We start from the raw sequence: 19,090 nt of genomic DNA, 5'->3' as shown, positions 1-19,090 counted from the left end.
TGTAATATATATACGCCCTTACCGCAAGAAATCCTTCTTTCTATGCATAAATACGGAACGGATGTCAAATGACGCATTGGCACCGTTCCGTATATTTATACCCCAAACCAACGTTCTATACCATAAGACACAAACTTTTCTTATAGATGTTGTTCAAAAAGCTGCCCTTTGATCACGAAGTCTAATCTGAGAAGCGATATCGACGTTGAATCTTGAATTCTGCCGGGAACTCCGGTGCTCAGTCCTTACCAGACGAGCTTACCAAAATCAGCAAACGCCTTAGAGTCGGCATCAATCCCAGCAAGCAAAGCTAAACGATTAGCGCGTACCTGCTCATCCTCCGCCATAACCATAACGGAATCGAAAAATGCTGTAACAGCATCTTTTAGACCCGAGAGAATACGGAGTGCTTCTTCGGCATTATTCGCCGACATCGCTTCAAGGTATGGTGTGTGTAACTCCTGCCATGTATTGTACAGCTGTAGCTCAGCATCTTCTTTAAGTAAAGAAGGATCAATCCCTTCGCTGGTCGCTTTAGCTGCCAGATTACTGACACGAGTGAGTGAATCTACGGTAATTTTGAAGTCTTCTTGGTCTAACACAGCACCCATAAGTGCACGGCTTCTGCCCACAACATCTACCACGTCGTCAAAGCCAGCTGCTGTAACAGCGTCCACAACATCATAGCGTACATTGTCGGATAAAAGGCGTTTAACACGCAGACTGAAGAACTCGTACAGGTTTATACGTAGTTCATCGTCAGAATGTTTCGAATTCCCTGAATTTTTATGAATTTCAATCGCTGCTTCAAAAATTTCGCGCAGCGTAATCGGCAATTTATGCTCGAGCACAATTTGTACAATCCCTGCAGCCTGGCGACGTAGTGCGTAAGGATCCTGAGAACCTGTTGGGATGATACCGATGGAGAAGCAACCTACAATTGTATCGATCTTGTCTGCAATGCTGACAACCGATCCAGCATCCGTCGAAGGTACTGCATCTCCCGCGAACCGTGGCTGGTAATGCTCGAAGATTGCTTTTGCCACAGTTTCAGGCTCTCCGGCTTTGCGTGCATAATCTTCGCCCATGGTGCCTTGAAGTTCTGGGAATTCATAAACCATTTGAGTCACAAGGTCAAATTTGCAAATATCAGCAGTCCGGCTTACTTCAGAGAGGGCTGTATCAGACAATCCTAACTTTACAGCAAGACGATCGGAGATTTGGCGAATACGACGCACTTTATCTCCAACACTGCCAAGCTCTTCATGGTAGACGATATTCTCTAGTTTGGCTAGTGCATCGTTAATCTTCATCTTTTGATCTTCTTGATAGAAGAATTTGGCATCTGATAGACGAGCACGGAGTACCTTCTCATTACCCTTAGCAATAACATCCAAAGATACTGCATTCCCGTTACGGACCGTTACGAAGAAAGGTAGCAGTTTGCCTGCTGCATCAAATACAGGGAAATACCGCTGATGCTCACGCATCGAAGTAATCAGGACATCCTGTGGAATGTTCAAGAACGATGGATCGAAGGTTCCAAACAACACGGTTGGGGTTTCCACTAGGAACAGTACTTCCTCCAAAAGATCCTCTTTGATCGCAATCGTCCAGTTTTTTTCTTCAGCCAAATGGTTGATTTGTTTCAGGATCAGGTCTTCCCGTTCCTTCACATCTACGAGCACATGCTGCGCACGCAAGCTCTCCACATATTGTGCAGGCTCCGAAATTACGGTCTCTGTTCCCAGAAAACGATGTCCACGGCTCACATTACCTGCTTTTACATCCGTGATTTCCAAATCAATAATATCTTTCCCAAAAAGAGCAACTAACCAGCGAATCGGACGCACGAATTTAAAATCGTAAGCTCCCCAACGCATGTTTTTCGGAAAAGTCATCGCATTTACAATTTCTAAAAGTCCTTCTGAGAGCAATGAAGCTGTCTCTACCCCAGCACTGTTTCTAGTAGCATAAATATACTCTACTCCAGCTAGTTCTTTGAAGGTAAATTGCTCTGGAGATACACCCTGACTACGGGCAAATCCTAAAGCAGCTTTGCTCCAGTCCCCGTTTGCATCCAGTGCGATTTTGCGTGATGGTCCTTTGACCTCTTCGCTAATGTCCTCTTGCTTCTCAGCCGCATCCTTAACAAAAACAGCAAGACGACGTGGCGTTGCATAGGCAGTAACTCCAGCATGAGTAATCCGTACAGAATCCAACCACTTGGATGTTCTGTCTTGTAGCTGTTCCATCGCAGCGCGGATAAAACGTGCAGGGATTTCCTCCAGACCGATCTCAAACAGGATATCTTTAGACACGGTCAGCACCTTCTTTCTTCAGCAGCGGGAAGCCAAGCTTCTCGCGTTCCTCAAGATATGTTGCCGCTACAGAGCGGGCAAGATTACGCACTCGGGTAATAAATCCAGTCCGTTCAGTAACACTGATGGCTCCACGTGCATCCAGCAGATTAAAGCTATGTGAGCATTTCAACACGTAATCGTAGGCTGGGAACACAAGATGCTGCTCCATCGCTCTACGCGCTTCTTCTTCGTACATGTTGAACAGTGAAAATAACATTTTTACATCAGATACTTCAAAGGTGTAAGTAGAGTGTTCAAACTCCGGTTGATGGAAAACATCACCATAAGTCATACCACTAACCCATTCAAGATCGAATACATTTTCTTTATCTTGAATGTAGGATGCTAACCGCTCCATACCGTAAGTAATTTCTACGGCTACTGGATTGGCTTCAATCCCACCCACCTGTTGGAAGTAGGTAAACTGAGTAATTTCCATACCATCCAGCCATACTTCCCATCCAAGACCAGCACAACCGAGTGAAGGGTTCTCCCAGTTATCCTCGACAAAACGGATATCATGCAAGAGTGGATCAATACCAAGTGCTTTCAAACTATCCAAGTAAATCTCTTGAATGTTATCAGGCGATGGTTTAATAATTACTTGGAATTGATGATGCTGATATAGACGGTTCGGGTTCTCTCCATAACGTCCATCGGATGGACGACGTGAAGGTTCTACGTACGCAACCCTCCATGGTTCAGGACCCAGCGAGCGTAAAAAAGTCATAGGGTTCATCGTGCCGGCGCCTTTTTCAGTGTCATAAGGCTGTACAATAATACAGTTCTGTTCAGCCCAGAACTGCTGCAGCGTCAAAATCATCTGCTGAAAGTTCATAATACCGTCTCCTTCGCTTTACAAGTTTTTTGATCAGCTTGCTTAAAACTTCTTACCATGGAGGCGGCATTTTTTGCTCCTGACAGCAACAAAAAACCCCCGCCCCCATGCCTGATTAACAGACATAGGGACGAGAGCTTAACTTATTCTCCCGCGGTTCCACCCTACTTGATTTCAACCCTTGATTCAGCAATATCACTGCTAAAGACAAGAACGAAATCCACTTTCATTCACCATATCCGTACTCCCGGGTGCCATGTTCATGAACATTGTCCCGCCAGGCTCTCACTACCCCCAGCTCGCTGAACCGCGACAATATCGCTCATTACTTTCCCGATCAATGCACGTTCTCCCGAAATGGAGCAAAACGGCGATAATCTTATAATTAAACTGTTCCTATAGTAACGGAAAAATCAGATTTCGTCAAATCTTGTACTTGTCGAGCTGATCCAGGAAATTCTGTGATTTTAGCTTTAATCCAAGCTGCACATCCATAAAAGCTCGCATAATTTTTTTCAGCTCATCACGGCTGCTTTCTTTGACATCCACATTCCCTAATCTAGTTAGATCAAGTCTGGCGAATAAACGCAGCAATTTCAATGCGCGAGCAGAGACCTCCATTGCTGGAGGATCATTATGTTTACAGCTGCGGCAGAGTGCTCCACCAAGGCGAGGGCTTATGAGCAGTTGTTCATCAGGCTTTTCAGCTCCACATATAACACAGGTGTCGAATTCTGGACCATAACCGGCTGCTTGCAAAATCTTCATTTCATAAACATTTATGATAACTCCAGGTTCCTTATCTTCTTCAAGTGCGTTCAAGCAGGCCGTAAGCTGGCGAAACCAGAAGCTCCCCGTTTCCTCATCATGCAGGACTTTATCAAGCAATTCACAAGCATAGGATGCATATGCAGCTTTGATCAAATCCTCACGCAGAGGGTGGTGAGACTTCGTAATTTCGCCAGAATTCAGCGTTCCAAGACCTCCATTATTTCTAAAAAAAACAAATTCCCCGACGGTGAACAGCTGGATCAGGGCAGCATGGCGGCTTTTAACCTTCTTAGCACCTCGTACCAGAACCCCTACTTTCCCGGCGTTCTCGGTGCAAAGCGTAATAATTGCGTTCCCCTCGCCGTAGTCCATGCTGCGGATGACGATCCCTTCCACCCTGTGTAGCATGCCTCTTCCCCCAACCATTCGGCAAGCAACCAGTCCTTATTGCGCTTCTTCATCATAGACCTTCTCTTCTTCCACTAGCTGTAATACACTATCTTCAAGTGGAAGGCCAGCTTCCTTGTATAGCAGGTAAGCATCGACGTCTCCTGTCATTGCAAAATACTTCCACGAAAAGTTCCGCATTCGTATTCATCCTTTCTTGGGAAAGACGATGTCTCTTCAAGAATTAGGATGTGCGATGAGCCAGGTTCTATCCTTGCAATTCCTGCCAAACGAGGAATGACGGATATAGATCTTAAAGGTCTTTATGGAAGCCCAAATCCCGCAGAACGCGGTCCTGATTACGCCAGTCTTTTTTCACTTTTACCCATAGCTCCAGAAAAATCTTCGAACCCAAAAGGTTCTCAATGTCTGTCCGAGCGCGTCTTCCAACCTCTTTCAACAGCGCACCTTGCTTACCGATGATGATCCCCTTCTGAGAATCACGTTCGACAAAAATAACGGCAGACACATGCACCACACCATTCGGCTCAACCCTCATATCTTCGATAGCCACAGCAATGGAATGTGGTACTTCTTCGCGCGTCAAATGCAGAATCTTCTCACGAATTAGTTCTGCGCACACAAATTGCTCAGGGTGATCCGTAATTTGATCTTCTGGGTAGTATTGTGGACCTTCTGGCAAATACTTAGCGACTTGCTCTAACAGCGTGTTAACATTGCTGCCCATCTTAGCCGAAATCGGAATGATTTCAGCAAAACTATGCAGCTTGTTATACTCAGCCATAAGTGGGAGCAATGCTTCCGGCTCTATTTTATCGATCTTGTTGAGCACAAGAATAACTGGTGTCTTAAGTCCGTTTAATTGCTCAGCAATGTATCGGTCTCCACCGCCCAAACCGTCTGCAGCGTCCACTAGGAACAACACAGCTTCAACTTCACCTAGCGTGCTCATTGCAGTTTGGTTCATGTAATCGCCTAGCTTGGATTGTCTTTTATGAATACCTGGTGTGTCCAGAAACACGATTTGCGAATTATTCGTTGTATAGACCCCATGGATTTTGTTTCTAGTGGTCTGTGGCTTATCCGACATGATTGCAATCTTCTGTCCAATAACCTGGTTCATGAGTGTCGATTTACCTACGTTCGGTCTGCCGATAATTGCGACAAAGCCTGATTTGAATTTCATATTATCTTCCTTCCATACTTTCCTTCTAGTTCAATCTTTTTGAATCATTCAATCTTTTTTAAAAGCTTTTTCGATCCCCCTAAATCCCCCTTAGCCAAGGGGGACCCCAAGGGCTCCGCCCTCTGGACACCCGGAAATGGGCGTACCTGCAACGTCCGGCGGGATTAGAGGGGCGATAGTGCATGAGCGCTTTCGTCCCCTGTTGGGAACACGCTTCACTGTGACTTATTCACATGGCTCGCTTGAAGCACGCCGTGGTAGGCAAAGCTACTGAAATGAGCGACTACAGGCAGGTTTACAATTTACATTGTGCTAGGAATCGCTGGCGGCTATACGCCGCATCGCTTATTAACGTTACTCCTCTAACACTCAGTTTGCACCAGTTTAGCCTAACTTGAAAGAGCTGGAACCCTTTTAAGTGTATTTTGTACAGTTGATTTGAGCTTATGTTATGTTTTTGGTGTTCAAATTGTATTCTGTGCAATTAAAGCAGCTCACTCACGCTAACAACGAGCCTCAATTTACTCCGGAGCTTGTCCTTGCCTCAGATCTACGGGACCAAAAGCGCCGGGGAGTAATTCTCCCACCGTGGTCTCAACAATATCACCCTTCATGTTTCCAAGGATAACCTTCATGTCGGGTGAACACAACTCAATCATAACTTGGCGGCACACACCGCAAGGTGATACGGGACCATCGGAATCGGCAACAACGGCGATTGCCTTAAAAGAACCGATAGCATGACCGTCAGCGATAGCACGGAATAACGCTGTCCGCTCCGCACAATTCGTCGGGCCAAAAGCAGCGTTTTCCACATTACATCCGTGATGAATATGACCATCCTGATCAAGAAGGGCGGCTCCAACTCCGAATCGGGAGTAAGGAATATATGCCTTAGCACGTGCTTTTATCGCTTCTTGCATGAGAAGAGTGGATTCCATATTTGGGTCCTCCTAAAGTTTTGTTTAGCGCTACATCGTGGAATCACTTCGTACAAAACTCACTTCGAAAGCATCTACTTAGTTTTGTATAGCGTTACATCGTGGAATCTCTTCGACAAAACTTACTTCTAAAGCATCTACTTAGTTTTGTTAGCGTTACTTCATTGAATTTTCTTCGTACAAAACTCGCTTCCTAAACATCCAGTAACCAAAGAGGCGGAATCGCAAAACGCGGGTCCGCCTCTCCCCTGAATTGAATTGTAACCTGATTATGACATAATTCCGCTAATCCAGTCCATCACCGGGTGATAAAAAACATAAACCCCAACCAAGACAGCAAACACCGCCGTAAGAAGCACAGCTCCTGCGGCGGTATCTTTTGCTCTCTTAGCCAGTGGATGAATCTCCGGCGAGATCAGGTCTACCGTCGCTTCAATTGCCGTATTGAGCAGCTCAGCGGTTAAGACAAGCGTGATTGAGAAGAGCAGCAACATCCAACTGGCCAGCGGAAGTCTGAACACGGCAGCGGCAACAAGTACAACCACAGCCAAACAGCAATGCACCTTCATATTAAGCTCGGATTTGAATGCCGACACGATGCCTTGCGATGCAAACCGAAAAGAGTGCCAGAACTTCTTGTGTCCTACCGCCGTGTTCTTCACCATTAGCGAGTCAACCCAACCTGAGCTAGTACGTTCTCTTGCTTAGACATCATCTCTGCCTCTGAAGCTTCATCCTGATGATCATATCCTAACAAGTGCAGAAATCCGTGCACAAAGAGGAAACCTAACTCACGCTCCAGCGAATGACCATATTCATCTGCTTGCTCTTGAGCACGAGTAACGGAAATGATGATATCTCCCAGTACGTCGGGAACATCTTCCAGCGCTTCGCCTTCTTCTACTTCGTATATAATGTCCAGCTCGTCCTCTCCGCTTTCATTCATCGCAAAAGAAAGTACGTCCGTCGGACGATCAATTCCCCGGTACTCCAAGTTCAACTCATGAATACGAGTGTTATCGACAAAAGTAAGTGCAACCTCTCCCTGATCGATCCCCTCTGCTTCACCTGCTTTTTGCAAAATGCTCTCCAGCAGTGCTATGAGATCGTCCTTTATCTCGTATTCTTCTTGCTCGTTATCCCAAACGATCTCCAAACTCATGGGTTAGCTGCCCCTTCCTCTTTTTTCGGCTTACGCACATCTTCTGGGTATTCGATCCGTGAATGGAAAATACCCATGACCGTTTCTTTCAGCGTCCGTGCAATAATGTCCAATTCTTTAATCGTTAAATCACATTCGTCAAACTGATGATCATCCAGTCGACTTTTAATAATTTTCTCAATCATCGTTTCCACCTGAAGGACGGTTGGTTTGCGCAAGGATCGCACCGCAGCTTCAACACTGTCGGCGATTCCTACAACAGCCGATTCCTTCGACTGAGCTTTCGGGCCAGGATAACGGAAATCTTCCTCGGTAAAATCAGGCTCAACACCCTTTTCTTCCGCCAGCTTCAAGGCCTTATGGTAAAAATAATGCAGGAACGTAGTTCCATGATGCTGCTCGGCAATATCACGAATCGGTTTGGGCAGCTTATATTCACGTTGCATTTCCACCCCATCGCGGGCGTGGGCCACAATGATAGATTTACTAAGCTTCGGCTCAATAGAGTCATGCGGGTTTTCCATATTATTCTGATTCTCAATAAAATAAAACGGACGTTTTGTTTTGCCAATATCATGATAATACGATCCTACCCGGCACAGTAGACCATCTGCTCCAATCGCTTCTGCGGCAGCCTCTGACAGGTTACCTACCATTACGCTATGGTGATAGGTTCCCGGGGTTTCCGTAAGAAGCTTACGCAATAAGGGATGGTTCGGATTAGACAACTCTACCAGCTTCAGTGCAGATAGAATGCCAAAGGTAGCTTCAAAGAAAGGCATCAGACCTATCACAAGCACCGCAGTCAAAAGTCCACTCGCAAAAGCAAAACCAACGGCATACAGCGTGCTAACATCTTTCCATTCTCCACCAGCTAATAGGGTCAGCATAAACACGGTCACACAACCAAAAAGGGAAACCATAATTCCACCTTTTAACAATGTGGAGCGTTGGCCTGCACGGTGAGTGGCAAAAATAGCCACATAACAAACAACAATCGAAAAGAAGCCAAAGGTAAAATCAAACACCGAATTCTGCTGAACATTCAAAATGATACTGGCGAGTATACTGATCAGAATAGAACAGAAATATGCTAATGTCATATCCAAAAGCATCGTGATCAGCATAGCGCCGATAGCTACCGGTGCCAGATACCCGAGATAGGAATGGACATCCGTCTGCAAAATTGCGGTCAATCGCAAGGAGATAATCGTAATAACAAATACAAGCACCAGCATCAATAATTGGGAGTTATTATACTTGAAGCCTGAAGTGCCTCCCGAATAACGGATGAATACCATCAGACCTGCAGATAACATGGTAGCAAGCAGCAGCAATCCAACCTGAGGCCAATAGTTGACCTCGTTGTTGAGCAGGCCATTCTCATCCAAAAGGGCGTACAGCTCTGGAGTGATTTTTTGCCCTTTAGCGACGAGGACTTCCCCTTGTTCAATGAACACATCAGGCGTGTTCTCACGCGCCTGTACCTTCGCTTCCTTCGTTGCATCTTCATCATAGAACTTATTGCTTGTAATCACGAGTCTCACTAATTCCTGCACAACCTCACGTGCTGTGCGCTGACTCAAAGAACTGATACTTACCTGCTCCGCCACTTTGGCACGTGCAGACTGCGCATCCGTGATCTGATCATTCATCAGCCTTGTTACAATATCTCGTGCTACAGATTTCATTTCGATAAAGTCCTGAGAGGTCAGCCGTGGAATCTTAATATAAGTCTCTTCCGGAATGACATAGGTCTGCTCTTTAATAACAGATTGCATCTCATCTAGCAGCGTATCGGAATAAGTGTTTGAGTTGCGGCTCGAATTTATAAAGTTCAGAATGAAGTCATTGGCTCGCTCCGGAATCACATCCTTGTAAATAGAGACTTTTTCGCTTTGTGGAACCAAATCATCCTGGTTGAGGCGGTCAATCCGGTCCAGTAGTGAGGTAACTAGGTTATCAACCCTCATGGGGATGATTTTATATTTTGGTGATACACTTTCGGCTGCTTCTTCCGCCGCTTTTAATGTAGCTTTCTTGTCCTTAATTTGTTTAGGTGCCGTTATTTCCTTTGCGCTGTAAGTATCCTCTTTAATATCATATTTTTTAGGAAGCAGATCTGGCGACAAGCTAAAGTAGAACACCAGTCCGAGTAACAGGAAAAGAGCATAGCGTGTCACTGCGCTATACTTCCACCCGTTATTCGTATATACAAATCCGCTTAATTTAGATGGTTGCTTTGAAGCCATGAAGACAATCCCCTTTATTGGAGGTTTTCGGCAGAGCGGTCATAGGCAACGATAATTTTCTGCACCAGGGAATGCCGTACTACATCCTGCTCCACAAAATAAACAAAACCGAGTTCTTCTATGCCGGATAAAATCGCTTTAGCCTCAATCAAACCGGATTTCTTGCCGCGAGGCAGGTCAATCTGGGTAACGTCACCCGTAATCACCATTTTGGACCCGAAGCCGAGTCGAGTCAAAAACATTTTCATTTGCTCAGGCGTTGTATTCTGGGCTTCATCCAAAATAATAAATGAATCATCCAGCGTACGACCACGCATGTAAGCGAGCGGAGCAATTTCAATCAATCCCCGTTCAAGCGCCTTAGCCACCTGATCAGGCCCCATAACGTCGTATAAGGCATCATATAACGGACGGAGGTATGGATCTACCTTTTCTTGCAAATCCCCTGGGAGGAACCCTAGACTCTCTCCTGCTTCTACTGCTGGGCGCGTAAGAATGATACGCTTAACAGAACCTTCTTTTAGTGCCGTAACTGCAAGCACTACCGCCAAGTAGGTCTTACCCGTTCCTGCAGGACCGATTCCGAATACAATATCACGCTTCTTGATCGTTGTCACATAATGCTTCTGGCCAATCGTTTTGACACGGATAGGCTTTCCGCGAAAAGTTGTTGTAATTTCTCCCTTGAACAAATCGAGCAGCTGATCGGCTCGAAAGTCTTTCGCCAGCTCCACAGCGTACTGCACATCACGTTCAGTAAGTATGTAACCGCTCCGAACGAGGGACAGCAGCACATTAAACAATTGTCCCAGCATGTCTACTTCCCGCTCCGCACCACGTATCGTTAACTCTGCTTCACGGGAATCAATAATAGCAGGAATTTCACTCTCGATGATTTTCAGGAATCCATCTTGCGGGCCGAACAGCGATTGCGCTTCTCCCGCATTTTGCAAAGTAATACGAATGCTTGCAGTCTGTTCTGACAAGTAGCCTCATTCTCCTCAATTGTTTACTATTGGCAGTTCTTCGGAAATTTTCTCTTCTACTTCAAAGATCACTTTCATATAAACTTTACCATTCTCTTTCTTCTCATGCAAAACTTTTTGACTTTTGATGACGCTATCAACGCCATAACGCGCCAAAATATCCTTCTTCGCTCGTTCTATCCCCTTTTCAAATCCAGACTCAGGAGTTAATGACTCACTCGTTTCACTAATTTCTAGTTCTTTCTCAGTCATTAGACCCAGCGGCAGCTTAATGGACCGCCAGGACAGTGGATCATGCTCAGTAAGCGTTCGTGATTTCTCAAAAGGAGATTCGCCATAACCCCATAGCTGGATAGCCCATTTGCCAAGCACCAGATAGGTTCGATCCTTACGCTCCCCTGTATATGAGCTATTCGTTGTTGTAAGAGGCACCTCTATATTGTATTCATGCCATACTAGACCCTTAACCTCACCTTTAGCCACCACGTACTGTACATTCTCTTCATCGCCTAGAGCACCCGAGATCAGGATATCCCCTTTTTTAACCCGTGAGTTACGCGCTACAACCGGCCTGCCCTGCTCCGCATATATTTCAGTTACCACCGCATCTGTTCTGCTAATCAAATGCCGCTGACTAAGTAGAGGTTTGATATCCGGCTGTTTAGATTCCACCACCTGAATTTTAATGCTCGTCCCCGTCCGCTGCACCCCTATCCATGAAACGCCGGGTAATTGGGCCAGGAGCCCCTTAGAGAGCTTGTCCGGCTCATCCAGACGCCATATCCATTGAAAAGGATATACCCCCTCCTGGCGAGCAGCTGCCAATATATCCTCAGACGCAATTTTTTCATTCCCCTCGACTCTAATGCTCCATACCATCGTAGATAACATAAAGAGCATAATCCCGAATACCAATATTCCCATGCCAAAAAATTTACGTTTCAAAACCCGCGCCATCAAAAATGGCAGTCCGCTTCTTCCTGAAACGTGCATCCGACAGCCTGTCTTTTTTAAAATCGGACGGAGGACATAAAAATCATTCAGAAGCAGCTTAAGGGAAGCGCCGCCCTCAGCGGGCCTCACATCCCAAATCACTATACCTGCTTCAGAAATGACATTAATGAATCTCTCCACCTGAGGTCCCGTCACATGCAGTGTAACGGATCCCCGCAGTGATGAAAGAGGTGGTTCCTTCATGATTTTCCCTCGCTTTCTTTATATCTGATCTCTCCGATTATGCCTTCTACCGCCAGCTCCTGGCCAAGAATATTACGAATGACAAGATCCTCGCCCGTGATTTCAAGCGATCCTTTAGCTAACGCGAGCTTAAGCTGGCCTGAGGAGAAATGCAGCACGCCGCGATGATTCTCGATATACAGTTCCTTATTGCCGATCAGGGTGATCCGGGGCATCTCCTGTAGTAAGTCCTGTGGTAAATCCAATACCCCGTTTGTCCATCCCCGCAGCCTGCGGCCAATACGGGTCATAAGTAGACGTTCCCCCTTCCTGCCTTCTGTACACCTTATGCGGCAACGCTTTTGTTTATGAGAAGAACTCATAAAGGAGCACCTTTCAGGTATAAAAAAACATAAAAAAAGCCTTGGTTTTCCTATCGTTAAGATAAGAAAGCCAAGGCTTAATTGTTACTTTGACCGAAAATTACGTTCTTCGGGTGGAATGCGGCTGACGCGCACGCGGAGGTCCTAGAATCTCCGCCCAAACCACACCATTACGTAGCTCATCCCTATTCGCTGTTCTATTTGACTGGACAGCTGTGTCAGAGGATGTACTCTTCGTCTTCTTTGATTTGGGATCTGCTCCCGCGATTCCATCAAAAGCAGCTTGAATACGTCGCACCTCTTCCTGCATTTTTTGCGTGCGCAATTCAACTCCGTCATCAGCATACTCCAAAGACATTCCTTCTTCAGTAGTATAATCTGGCGTTGGGATGTACGCAGGCTCTGGAAAAGCAGGTGATGTGTCATACTCGCGGGAGGATGTAGTCACAGGAGTTGGAAACCCACTCCTAGACTGTTCAGGGTGGTCTCCGCTCCCATCCACATCCTTATTACGACGTAAAGGATTCTCTTCTCCTCCACCAAAAGTCGGCATTCCTCCACGTGTAGCACCTTTAGGTTTGTTCTTCGCAGCCTTATTCACATTGGATACAACCGCGAAGATAATTACCGCAACAATATAGATCCAGCTCATGGAGATTCACATCCCCTTTTATTTATTATTGTTAGGACGGTTATTGTCGTCCTGATCATTCATTTTGCCGAGGGAGCCTCGCATTTGTGTATCCGCCTCGATATTTTTGATGTTCATGTAGTCCATCACACCGATTTGACCATTTCTGAGCGCCTCAGCCATCGCCATAGGTACCTGAGATTCAGCTTCCACAACAAGCGCCTTCATCTCTACTACGCGCGCCTTCATCTCTTGCTCATGAGCGACAGCCATTGCTCTGCGTTCTTCCGCCTTAGCTTGTGCAATACGTTTGTCCGCTTCTGCTTGTTCGGTTTGAAGATAAGCACCGATGTTCTTACCTACATCGATATCCGCAATATCAATGGAGAGGATCTCAAAAGCCGTACCGGAATCCAAACCTTTGGCCAAAACCGTACGTGAGATCGAATCCGGATTCTCCAAAACATCTTTATGCGAATCACTCGAACCTACCGTAGTTACAATCCCTTCACCGACCCGGGCAATAATCGTTTCTTCACCTGCACCACCCACGAGGCGGTCAATATTAGCACGAACAGTAACCCTTGCTTTTACTTTAACCTCAATACCATTCTTAGCTACAGCCGCTACAATAGGTGTTTCGATCACACGTGGATTTACACTCATCTGAACGGCCAGAAGCACGTCACGTCCTGCGAGGTCAATTGCTGCTGCGCGAGTGAATTCCAAAGGAATATCTGCACGCTGAGCGGCAATCAGTGCATTAACCACCCGGTCTACATTACCACCGGCGAGATAGTGACTCTCCAATTGATTAATGTTAAGTCCAAGACCAGCTTTTGTCGCTTTAATCATTGGGTTAACGATTCGACTTGGCGTTACACGACGCAGTCTCATCGCCACTAGCGTAATAATACTAATTCTAACCCCTGACGCCAATGCAGAAATCCAGAGCATGACCGGGAAGAAGCTTAAAAAGACACTCAACAAAATGACTACGACTACCGCAATCAACAAAAAAGTAATTAAAGATGCTTCCATAACTTTATAACCTCCAGTAAATTATTGTGGAGCTACTATTCTTCATACCCTTTATCTTTTACCTTAATCCTTAATTTCCTTCACCACAATCCGCCCGCCCTCAACTTTTACAACTGAGACCGGTGCATTAACGCTAATAAAACTACCTTCAGTAACGACATCCACACGCTCGCCGCCAATCATGGCCGTTCCGGATGGACGAAGTGGAGTAATACTGTTACCTATAGCTCCGACTAAGCTTAACTTCTCTTCAACGGGTACAAATCCCTGATCTTTAGAGAGCGTATCCTTCAAAATAAACCTATTCCAAATTCCACGTTCTTTAAATGCCATAGCCACAATCACAATGACTACAGCCGCTGCCGCGAATGCGATACCGAGACTAAACAATGCATGTGTGAAGCTGTATGCTGCTCGTACGACACCTGCCACAAGGCTCACGGAACCGAGTATCCCCAATATCCCAAAGCTCGGCACGAACAGCTCCAGCACAAGCATGACAAGTCCGATTATGAACAAAAGCCAAGTCTCTGACCCGGCAAACCCTGCTACAGAATTTCCGAAAAAATATAAAACAAAGGCTAATGTACCAATAATCCCAGGTGCACCAAAGCCCGGAACGATCAACTCAATCACAATGCCTGTGATCCCGATGAATAACAAAATCGTCATAATAATCGGATTCGTCAGAAATTGCGACATTTTCTCGGCTCCTGTATGCTCCACACGAAAAATGTCATCTGTAGTATAACCTAACCAAGTAATCGCCTCTTCTGGAGTGGTTGTAATTTGATCAGCATAACCAGCTTTTAAAGCTTCGTCACTAGACAAGGCAATAATTTCGCCCTGCGCTTTAGTTACGCCTAGATCTGGCTTATCTACAACCAAATTACTATCGACCATTCCCGCAGCAATATCAGGATCACGCTCATTCAGAGCAGCGGCTCCAATCATTTTTGATTTCCAGTAGGACACCATCTTGGCGTCATCTACTTTCTGGCCGCTACTGTCCACGAGAGATGCAGAACCGATCATGCTGCCCGGCTTCATGATAATTGCACCTGCGTTAAGTGCTATGTAGCTGCCTGCGGAAGCGGCATCACCTTTAATAAAGGCAGCCGTAGGTATGTCACTATCTCTTACCATCGTCCCAATCTGTTCTGCTGAATTCACCAGTCCACCCGGTGTATCCACCTCCAGTACAATTAGAACCGCTCCATAATTAGCAGCTTCTGCGAACCCTCTTTCCAAAAAGCTTTGCAGACCTCTTTCAATTTTCTGATCAACCGGAATAATAAACACTGGGCCACTTTTAACGCTTTTAGCAACTGTTCCATTTTCAGTTGTAGAGGAAACATGTGCATTCACACTGGTCGTAAACGGTGTCAGCATCATCAACAATAGAACTGCGAAAATACCCAAAAAGGCGATTTTACGAAATCTTTTCAAGACTAGACCTCCTTTCTTTTAAAAATAAGTCTAGTTCATGCTCTTATACGGTAATCTCAGAAATACGTTTCAACCAATGTGTAACTATTCTCTGTTAATCTCCTTCAGTGGTAGAAGATCCATAAAAAAAAAGGAAAGCAAGTACTTAGACTTCTTCCCTTAGCTTTGTCCACTCTAGTGAGTGAATAAGTTTTCTTTCCCGTTTTTAGTTGCACGCTAGTTTCTCTCTTTTCATAAAGACTCCATTATTGGTAGGACAGACTAACACCCTAATTTTCTTTTTAGATATATTCTTCCGTTGAAAGGAATGCTATTTTATATAAAAAAGAACGATTTCAAGTTAAAGTTCTGCTTGGACGAAGTGTTAAAGGCGTATTTAGTTCGCAGCTAAGATCAAAACATCATTTGCGAATTGTTGTAATCATCAAGCAGATTGAACTTTGTATATTTTTCTAAACGGCTTTATTATAATTCAGTCAGTATCCGGTAAATAAATTACAACATCCATTTTCGATGTAGAAAATTCGATCACAGCTATCAGCAACCTTTTGATTATGTGTTACGATAATAATTGTTTTTCCTTGTTTATTGAAAATCGTAAAAAGTCTTAAAATGTCTTCTTCAGTTTTCTCGTCGAGGGAACCAGTTGGTTCATCAGCTATGATTACCTTTGGATCTTGTATAATAGCTCTGGCAATAGCAACTCGTTGTCCTTCTCCACCAGATAGTGTATCTATAGAATTATGTTTTAACTTTTCAATATGAAGGGCAGCAAGTACCAAAGAAATCTTTTTCTTTTCTTCAGATTTTGAGTAGTTACTATATTTTAATGGCAATACGATATTGTGGTAAACATCCTTAGTATCAATGAGAACAGAGTTTTGAAAAACATAACCGATATTACATTTTCTAAATTCGGCAACCTGGTTACTATCCATTTTTAACACGTCATTATTATCAAAATGATAACTACCACTATCCGCTTTAACGAGACCAGCTAGTATATTTAACAGAGTAGATTTGCCAGATCCACTCCTTCCCATAATAGCAACCATCTCCCCCTTATTTATTTCTAGATTTACATTTTTGAGAACCATGTTTTTTTTAGGTCCTAGTAAAAAGGATTTTTGCAAATTAGTAATTCGAATCACCTTTTTCACTCCATCCGTTTCAAGTATTTACTAACGTCAATTCTTCTAAAACGAAAAATAATTGGCAATGCTGAGAAAAGGATAATTACTAGCATAGTGACAGCTAGAAAAAAAATAAACGACAAGAGGGAGACACCAATAAAAAAGCTATACGCTAACACTACTAAAATTCCGGGAAATAAGACAACAGATATAAGTTCTGTTAAGTAGTATAATCGCAGTTGATTCAATGTTGCTCCAGAAATCAAGTGAACCATCATATTTCTTAATTGATTATTCATTTTAGCTAGAAATAATATACTAATACTAATAATACAGACGAAAAAAATGGCAGTTGCTATAACTAATAACCATTTAGTACTTATCTGAATTGTAGTAACAAAGAAATTCAGAGGGAGTTTTTGAACCCCAAGAATTCCTGTTTCATGAAAATTCGAAAGATATTTCACCTTCTCTAGTTTATTGACGATTGTGTACTCATCATCTGAACTAAAAATATGACCATTAACAATTTGAAGATAATGTTTTTTTTGAAATGAAAGATCCTCAAAACTTTCAGGGGCTTGAAAAATTTGTGCCGGCATAACAATATAGCGATCTAAAAACAATTCGGGTAACTGAGAATTAAATACCATTGTATTTTTACGAAGAAACCCTTTTACGATTAAATCGAAATCTTTCATCAGGTAATTCGCTTTTATGATTTCCCCGATTTTGTACTTGAGTTTATACTCAGAACCAAGTAATACTGGAATGGATTTATTATCTGTATTACTGAAACTTTTCATGGTAAAAGGGATACCATCTTCTAGTTCAAAAGCATATTTTTCAAAAGCATGATAATTCATTTGAACTGCTTTGGATGTATAGTATGGACCTTTATCAAACAATGTAAAGGTTTTACTTTCCCTTCCTTCCTCGTATCCATACGTAAACTTCTTTTCCCACTCCACTTTTTCAGGTAATATAGCAATTGGTTGGTCAAATAAATATATATATTGGCCATCGAAAAGTTCATTCAAGTTACTATAAAATTTTTTGACATTACTTATAAATTCAGGTCTTTTGGTGTACTTCTTCATATCGTCATCATTAATTAGATTATCTGATAGTTGATAGTCTTTCATATCTGATATGGAATTGACTTGTTCCGATGCTTCTCCAATGGATGAAAGCTGTAAAAACAGAATAGAAATAACACAATAAAATATAAATATTTGTACCACAAGTAGAGTTGATAATATCTTTTTTCGAAATAAGCTCTCTATAACTTCGCTTAATATCATCCTCATTTATAGGCATTTCCTTTCAAAGTTATCTGCTTAACTGTATGATAAAAATATATCCCAACAGAAATTACAGAAGATACTAGAATGACTAATAATCCTATAATCAGACCCTGAGAATACATAAAAAAAGAGTTAACATTAAGTAACAAAAGACTTCTAAAAAAAATTAAACTGGCAATAGAAACAGAAATATAACAACCGAGCGTTATAGAAATAAATGAGAGCAAAAAGCGGTTGAAGATATCTTTAAATTTGATGCCACTATACCAAAGAATTAATATTTCCTTTTTTTTAATTTGATTCCAATAATTAGCAAATATAACACTGGAACTTAACAACAAAATTAAAATAGCAATGCATAGGGTTATTTGTTGAGTTTCTGTATTCAAAGCTCGAACAGTGCCACTATCTCCCCGGTCAAACATATATACAGCAAGTTTAGAATCATAAAATAGTATGTTACCTTCAGGGGTTATTGGATTATTTTTAATATTCAATATAAAAATATTCGATTTCAGGGAAGCATCAGATTCAAGTGCATCTAGATTTACAAATATAGTGTCGTCTATAATTGATGAATACGATGCTCCCATGATCCCTATGACCTCATAATTTTTTCCTTGGTAAGGATAATAAAGCTTCTCGTTCTTCTCTATTAACTCAGTTTTATCTATATTTTTACCGATTACAGCTAAATTCTTATTATTGTTAAAATCTTGGCTATTAAAGAATCTTCCTGCTGAAAGAGGAGGGAAATATGTATTTTTTTTAAAATAAATTGCACGAATCTCCTGCATGCTCTCATTTTTTTTGACTAAGCCAAGTTCAGAAAATATAGTATAAGGATGTGGAGTGTCGATTTTACTCCAGTCAATTTCATTTATATTATCTTTTATAGTAAAAAATATGCTATTTTCGTTATAAAGACTCCTTGATAATTTATTAAGTTCAATTTGTTTGATTTGATAGTAAGTAAATGCAATCACAATCAAACTTAGCATTGTATATAAAATAACAATTAATAAAGTATCAATATTAAGCACTCTGAGTTTTTTCATACTAA

General features: G+C 43.0%; 18 protein-coding genes. All 18 read right to left on the bottom strand.

Translation table 11 applies throughout. The annotated features are described in order from the left end of the window. Window positions 1–245 precede the first annotated feature (245 nt). The 18 genes from glyS to UQ64_RS02725 all read right to left on the bottom strand — a co-directional run bounded on the left by glyS (window position 246) and on the right by UQ64_RS02725 (window position 19,085). Window positions 246–2,321 carry a glycine--tRNA ligase subunit beta gene (gene glyS / locus UQ64_RS02805; protein ID WP_060622004.1) on the bottom strand — a complete coding sequence of 692 codons (2,076 nt, stop codon included), beginning with the start codon at window positions 2,319–2,321 and terminating at the stop codon, window positions 246–248. Next, window positions 2,314–3,201, bottom strand: a complete 888-nt coding sequence (gene glyQ / locus UQ64_RS02800) for a glycine--tRNA ligase subunit alpha (RefSeq protein ID WP_042130314.1) — start codon at window positions 3,199–3,201, stop codon at window positions 2,314–2,316. The genes glyS and glyQ overlap by 8 nt, the downstream gene beginning before the upstream one ends. 423 nt (window positions 3,202–3,624) lie before the next feature. Next, the gene (gene recO, locus UQ64_RS02795; protein WP_042190931.1) at window positions 3,625–4,380 is read right to left on the bottom strand and encodes a DNA repair protein RecO; all 756 of its coding nucleotides are present in this window, start codon (window positions 4,378–4,380) and stop codon (window positions 3,625–3,627) included. 36 nt (window positions 4,381–4,416) lie between these two features. Then, window positions 4,417–4,560, bottom strand: a complete 144-nt coding sequence (locus UQ64_RS29825) for a YqzL family protein (protein ID WP_082650952.1) — start codon at window positions 4,558–4,560, stop codon at window positions 4,417–4,419. Between the two features lie 112 nt (window positions 4,561–4,672). Further along, on the bottom strand, window positions 4,673–5,566 hold the full coding sequence (gene era / locus UQ64_RS02790; protein WP_042130317.1) for a GTPase Era: 894 nt from the start codon (window positions 5,564–5,566) through the stop codon (window positions 4,673–4,675). Window positions 5,567–6,087: 521 nt separating this feature from the next. After that, window positions 6,088–6,507, bottom strand: coding sequence for a cytidine deaminase (locus UQ64_RS02785; RefSeq protein ID WP_060622003.1), 420 nt, complete (start codon window positions 6,505–6,507; stop codon window positions 6,088–6,090). A 269-nt stretch (window positions 6,508–6,776) separates the two neighbouring features. Then, window positions 6,777–7,172 (bottom strand): diacylglycerol kinase family protein, encoded by a 396-nt coding sequence (locus tag UQ64_RS02780; RefSeq protein ID WP_060622002.1) that lies wholly within the window; start codon window positions 7,170–7,172, stop codon window positions 6,777–6,779. After that, the gene (gene ybeY / locus UQ64_RS02775) at window positions 7,172–7,669 is read right to left on the bottom strand and encodes an rRNA maturation RNase YbeY (protein ID WP_060622001.1); all 498 of its coding nucleotides are present in this window, start codon (window positions 7,667–7,669) and stop codon (window positions 7,172–7,174) included. The genes UQ64_RS02780 and ybeY overlap by 1 nt, the downstream gene beginning before the upstream one ends. Further along, the gene (locus tag UQ64_RS02770) at window positions 7,666–9,921 is read right to left on the bottom strand and encodes an HD family phosphohydrolase (protein ID WP_060622000.1); all 2,256 of its coding nucleotides are present in this window, start codon (window positions 9,919–9,921) and stop codon (window positions 7,666–7,668) included. Before UQ64_RS02770 ends, ybeY begins: the two co-directional genes overlap by 4 nt. 14 nt (window positions 9,922–9,935) lie before the next feature. Then, window positions 9,936–10,907 (bottom strand): PhoH family protein, encoded by a 972-nt coding sequence (locus tag UQ64_RS02765; RefSeq protein WP_060621999.1) that lies wholly within the window; start codon window positions 10,905–10,907, stop codon window positions 9,936–9,938. A gap of 15 nt (window positions 10,908–10,922) precedes the next feature. After that, window positions 10,923–12,104: a sporulation protein YqfD gene (gene yqfD / locus UQ64_RS02760; RefSeq protein ID WP_060621998.1), complete on the bottom strand. Its 1,182-nt coding sequence runs from the start codon at window positions 12,102–12,104 to the stop codon at window positions 10,923–10,925. Then, the gene (gene yqfC, locus UQ64_RS02755) at window positions 12,101–12,394 is read right to left on the bottom strand and encodes a sporulation protein YqfC (protein WP_060621997.1); all 294 of its coding nucleotides are present in this window, start codon (window positions 12,392–12,394) and stop codon (window positions 12,101–12,103) included. The genes yqfD and yqfC overlap by 4 nt, the downstream gene beginning before the upstream one ends. Window positions 12,395–12,566: 172 nt before the next feature. Next, on the bottom strand, window positions 12,567–13,118 hold the full coding sequence (locus UQ64_RS02750; RefSeq protein WP_060621996.1) for a hypothetical protein: 552 nt from the start codon (window positions 13,116–13,118) through the stop codon (window positions 12,567–12,569). A gap of 18 nt (window positions 13,119–13,136) precedes the next feature. After that, the gene (gene floA, locus UQ64_RS02745; protein ID WP_060621995.1) at window positions 13,137–14,138 is read right to left on the bottom strand and encodes a flotillin-like protein FloA; all 1,002 of its coding nucleotides are present in this window, start codon (window positions 14,136–14,138) and stop codon (window positions 13,137–13,139) included. Window positions 14,139–14,201: 63 nt separating this feature from the next. After that, complete coding sequence (locus UQ64_RS02740) at window positions 14,202–15,533, bottom strand: NfeD family protein (RefSeq protein ID WP_082650953.1); 1,332 nt, start codon at window positions 15,531–15,533, stop codon at window positions 14,202–14,204. Between the two features lie 530 nt (window positions 15,534–16,063). Beyond that, on the bottom strand, window positions 16,064–16,747 hold the full coding sequence (locus tag UQ64_RS02735; RefSeq protein WP_342447559.1) for an ABC transporter ATP-binding protein: 684 nt from the start codon (window positions 16,745–16,747) through the stop codon (window positions 16,064–16,066). Continuing rightward, window positions 16,744–18,030: a hypothetical protein gene (locus UQ64_RS02730; protein WP_060621992.1), complete on the bottom strand. Its 1,287-nt coding sequence runs from the start codon at window positions 18,028–18,030 to the stop codon at window positions 16,744–16,746. Before UQ64_RS02730 ends, UQ64_RS02735 begins: the two co-directional genes overlap by 4 nt. Further along, window positions 18,027–19,085 carry an ABC transporter permease gene (locus UQ64_RS02725; RefSeq protein WP_060621991.1) on the bottom strand — a complete coding sequence of 353 codons (1,059 nt, stop codon included), beginning with the start codon at window positions 19,083–19,085 and terminating at the stop codon, window positions 18,027–18,029. Before UQ64_RS02725 ends, UQ64_RS02730 begins: the two co-directional genes overlap by 4 nt. Window positions 19,086–19,090 lie beyond the last annotated feature (5 nt).

It is taken from the genome of Paenibacillus etheri (assembly GCF_001012825.1).
Lineage (GTDB): Bacteria > Bacillota > Bacilli > Paenibacillales > Paenibacillaceae > Paenibacillus_AQ > Paenibacillus_AQ etheri.
Note: the sequence above shows the minus strand (reverse complement) of the source record. Positions and strands in the feature narration are given on the sequence as shown.

What these genes read in the sequence shown, in the direction of transcription:
- glyQ (WP_042130314.1), bottom strand. Translation starts at nt 3,201, where the DNA reads ATGAACTTTCAGCAGATGATTTTGACGCTGCAGCAGTTCTGGGCTGAA.
- recO (WP_042190931.1), bottom strand. Translation starts at nt 4,380, where the DNA reads ATGCTACACAGGGTGGAAGGGATCGTCATCCGCAGCATGGACTACGGC.
- UQ64_RS29825 (WP_082650952.1), bottom strand. Translation starts at nt 4,560, where the DNA reads ATGCGGAACTTTTCGTGGAAGTATTTTGCAATGACAGGAGACGTCGAT.
- era (WP_042130317.1), bottom strand. Translation starts at nt 5,566, where the DNA reads ATGAAATTCAAATCAGGCTTTGTCGCAATTATCGGCAGACCGAACGTA.
- UQ64_RS02785 (WP_060622003.1), bottom strand. Translation starts at nt 6,507, where the DNA reads ATGGAATCCACTCTTCTCATGCAAGAAGCGATAAAAGCACGTGCTAAG.
- UQ64_RS02780 (WP_060622002.1), bottom strand. Translation starts at nt 7,172, where the DNA reads ATGGTGAAGAACACGGCGGTAGGACACAAGAAGTTCTGGCACTCTTTT.
- ybeY (WP_060622001.1), bottom strand. Translation starts at nt 7,669, where the DNA reads ATGAGTTTGGAGATCGTTTGGGATAACGAGCAAGAAGAATACGAGATA.
- UQ64_RS02770 (WP_060622000.1), bottom strand. Translation starts at nt 9,921, where the DNA reads ATGGCTTCAAAGCAACCATCTAAATTAAGCGGATTTGTATATACGAAT.
- yqfD (WP_060621998.1), bottom strand. Translation starts at nt 12,104, where the DNA reads ATGAAGGAACCACCTCTTTCATCACTGCGGGGATCCGTTACACTGCAT.
- yqfC (WP_060621997.1), bottom strand. Translation starts at nt 12,394, where the DNA reads ATGACCCGTATTGGCCGCAGGCTGCGGGGATGGACAAACGGGGTATTG.
- UQ64_RS02750 (WP_060621996.1), bottom strand. Translation starts at nt 13,118, where the DNA reads ATGAGCTGGATCTATATTGTTGCGGTAATTATCTTCGCGGTTGTATCC.
- floA (WP_060621995.1), bottom strand. Translation starts at nt 14,138, where the DNA reads ATGGAAGCATCTTTAATTACTTTTTTGTTGATTGCGGTAGTCGTAGTC.
- UQ64_RS02740 (WP_082650953.1), bottom strand. Translation starts at nt 15,533, where the DNA reads ATGATGCTGACACCGTTTACGACCAGTGTGAATGCACATGTTTCCTCT.
- UQ64_RS02730 (WP_060621992.1), bottom strand. Translation starts at nt 18,030, where the DNA reads ATGAGGATGATATTAAGCGAAGTTATAGAGAGCTTATTTCGAAAAAAG.
- UQ64_RS02725 (WP_060621991.1), bottom strand. Translation starts at nt 19,085, where the DNA reads ATGAAAAAACTCAGAGTGCTTAATATTGATACTTTATTAATTGTTATT.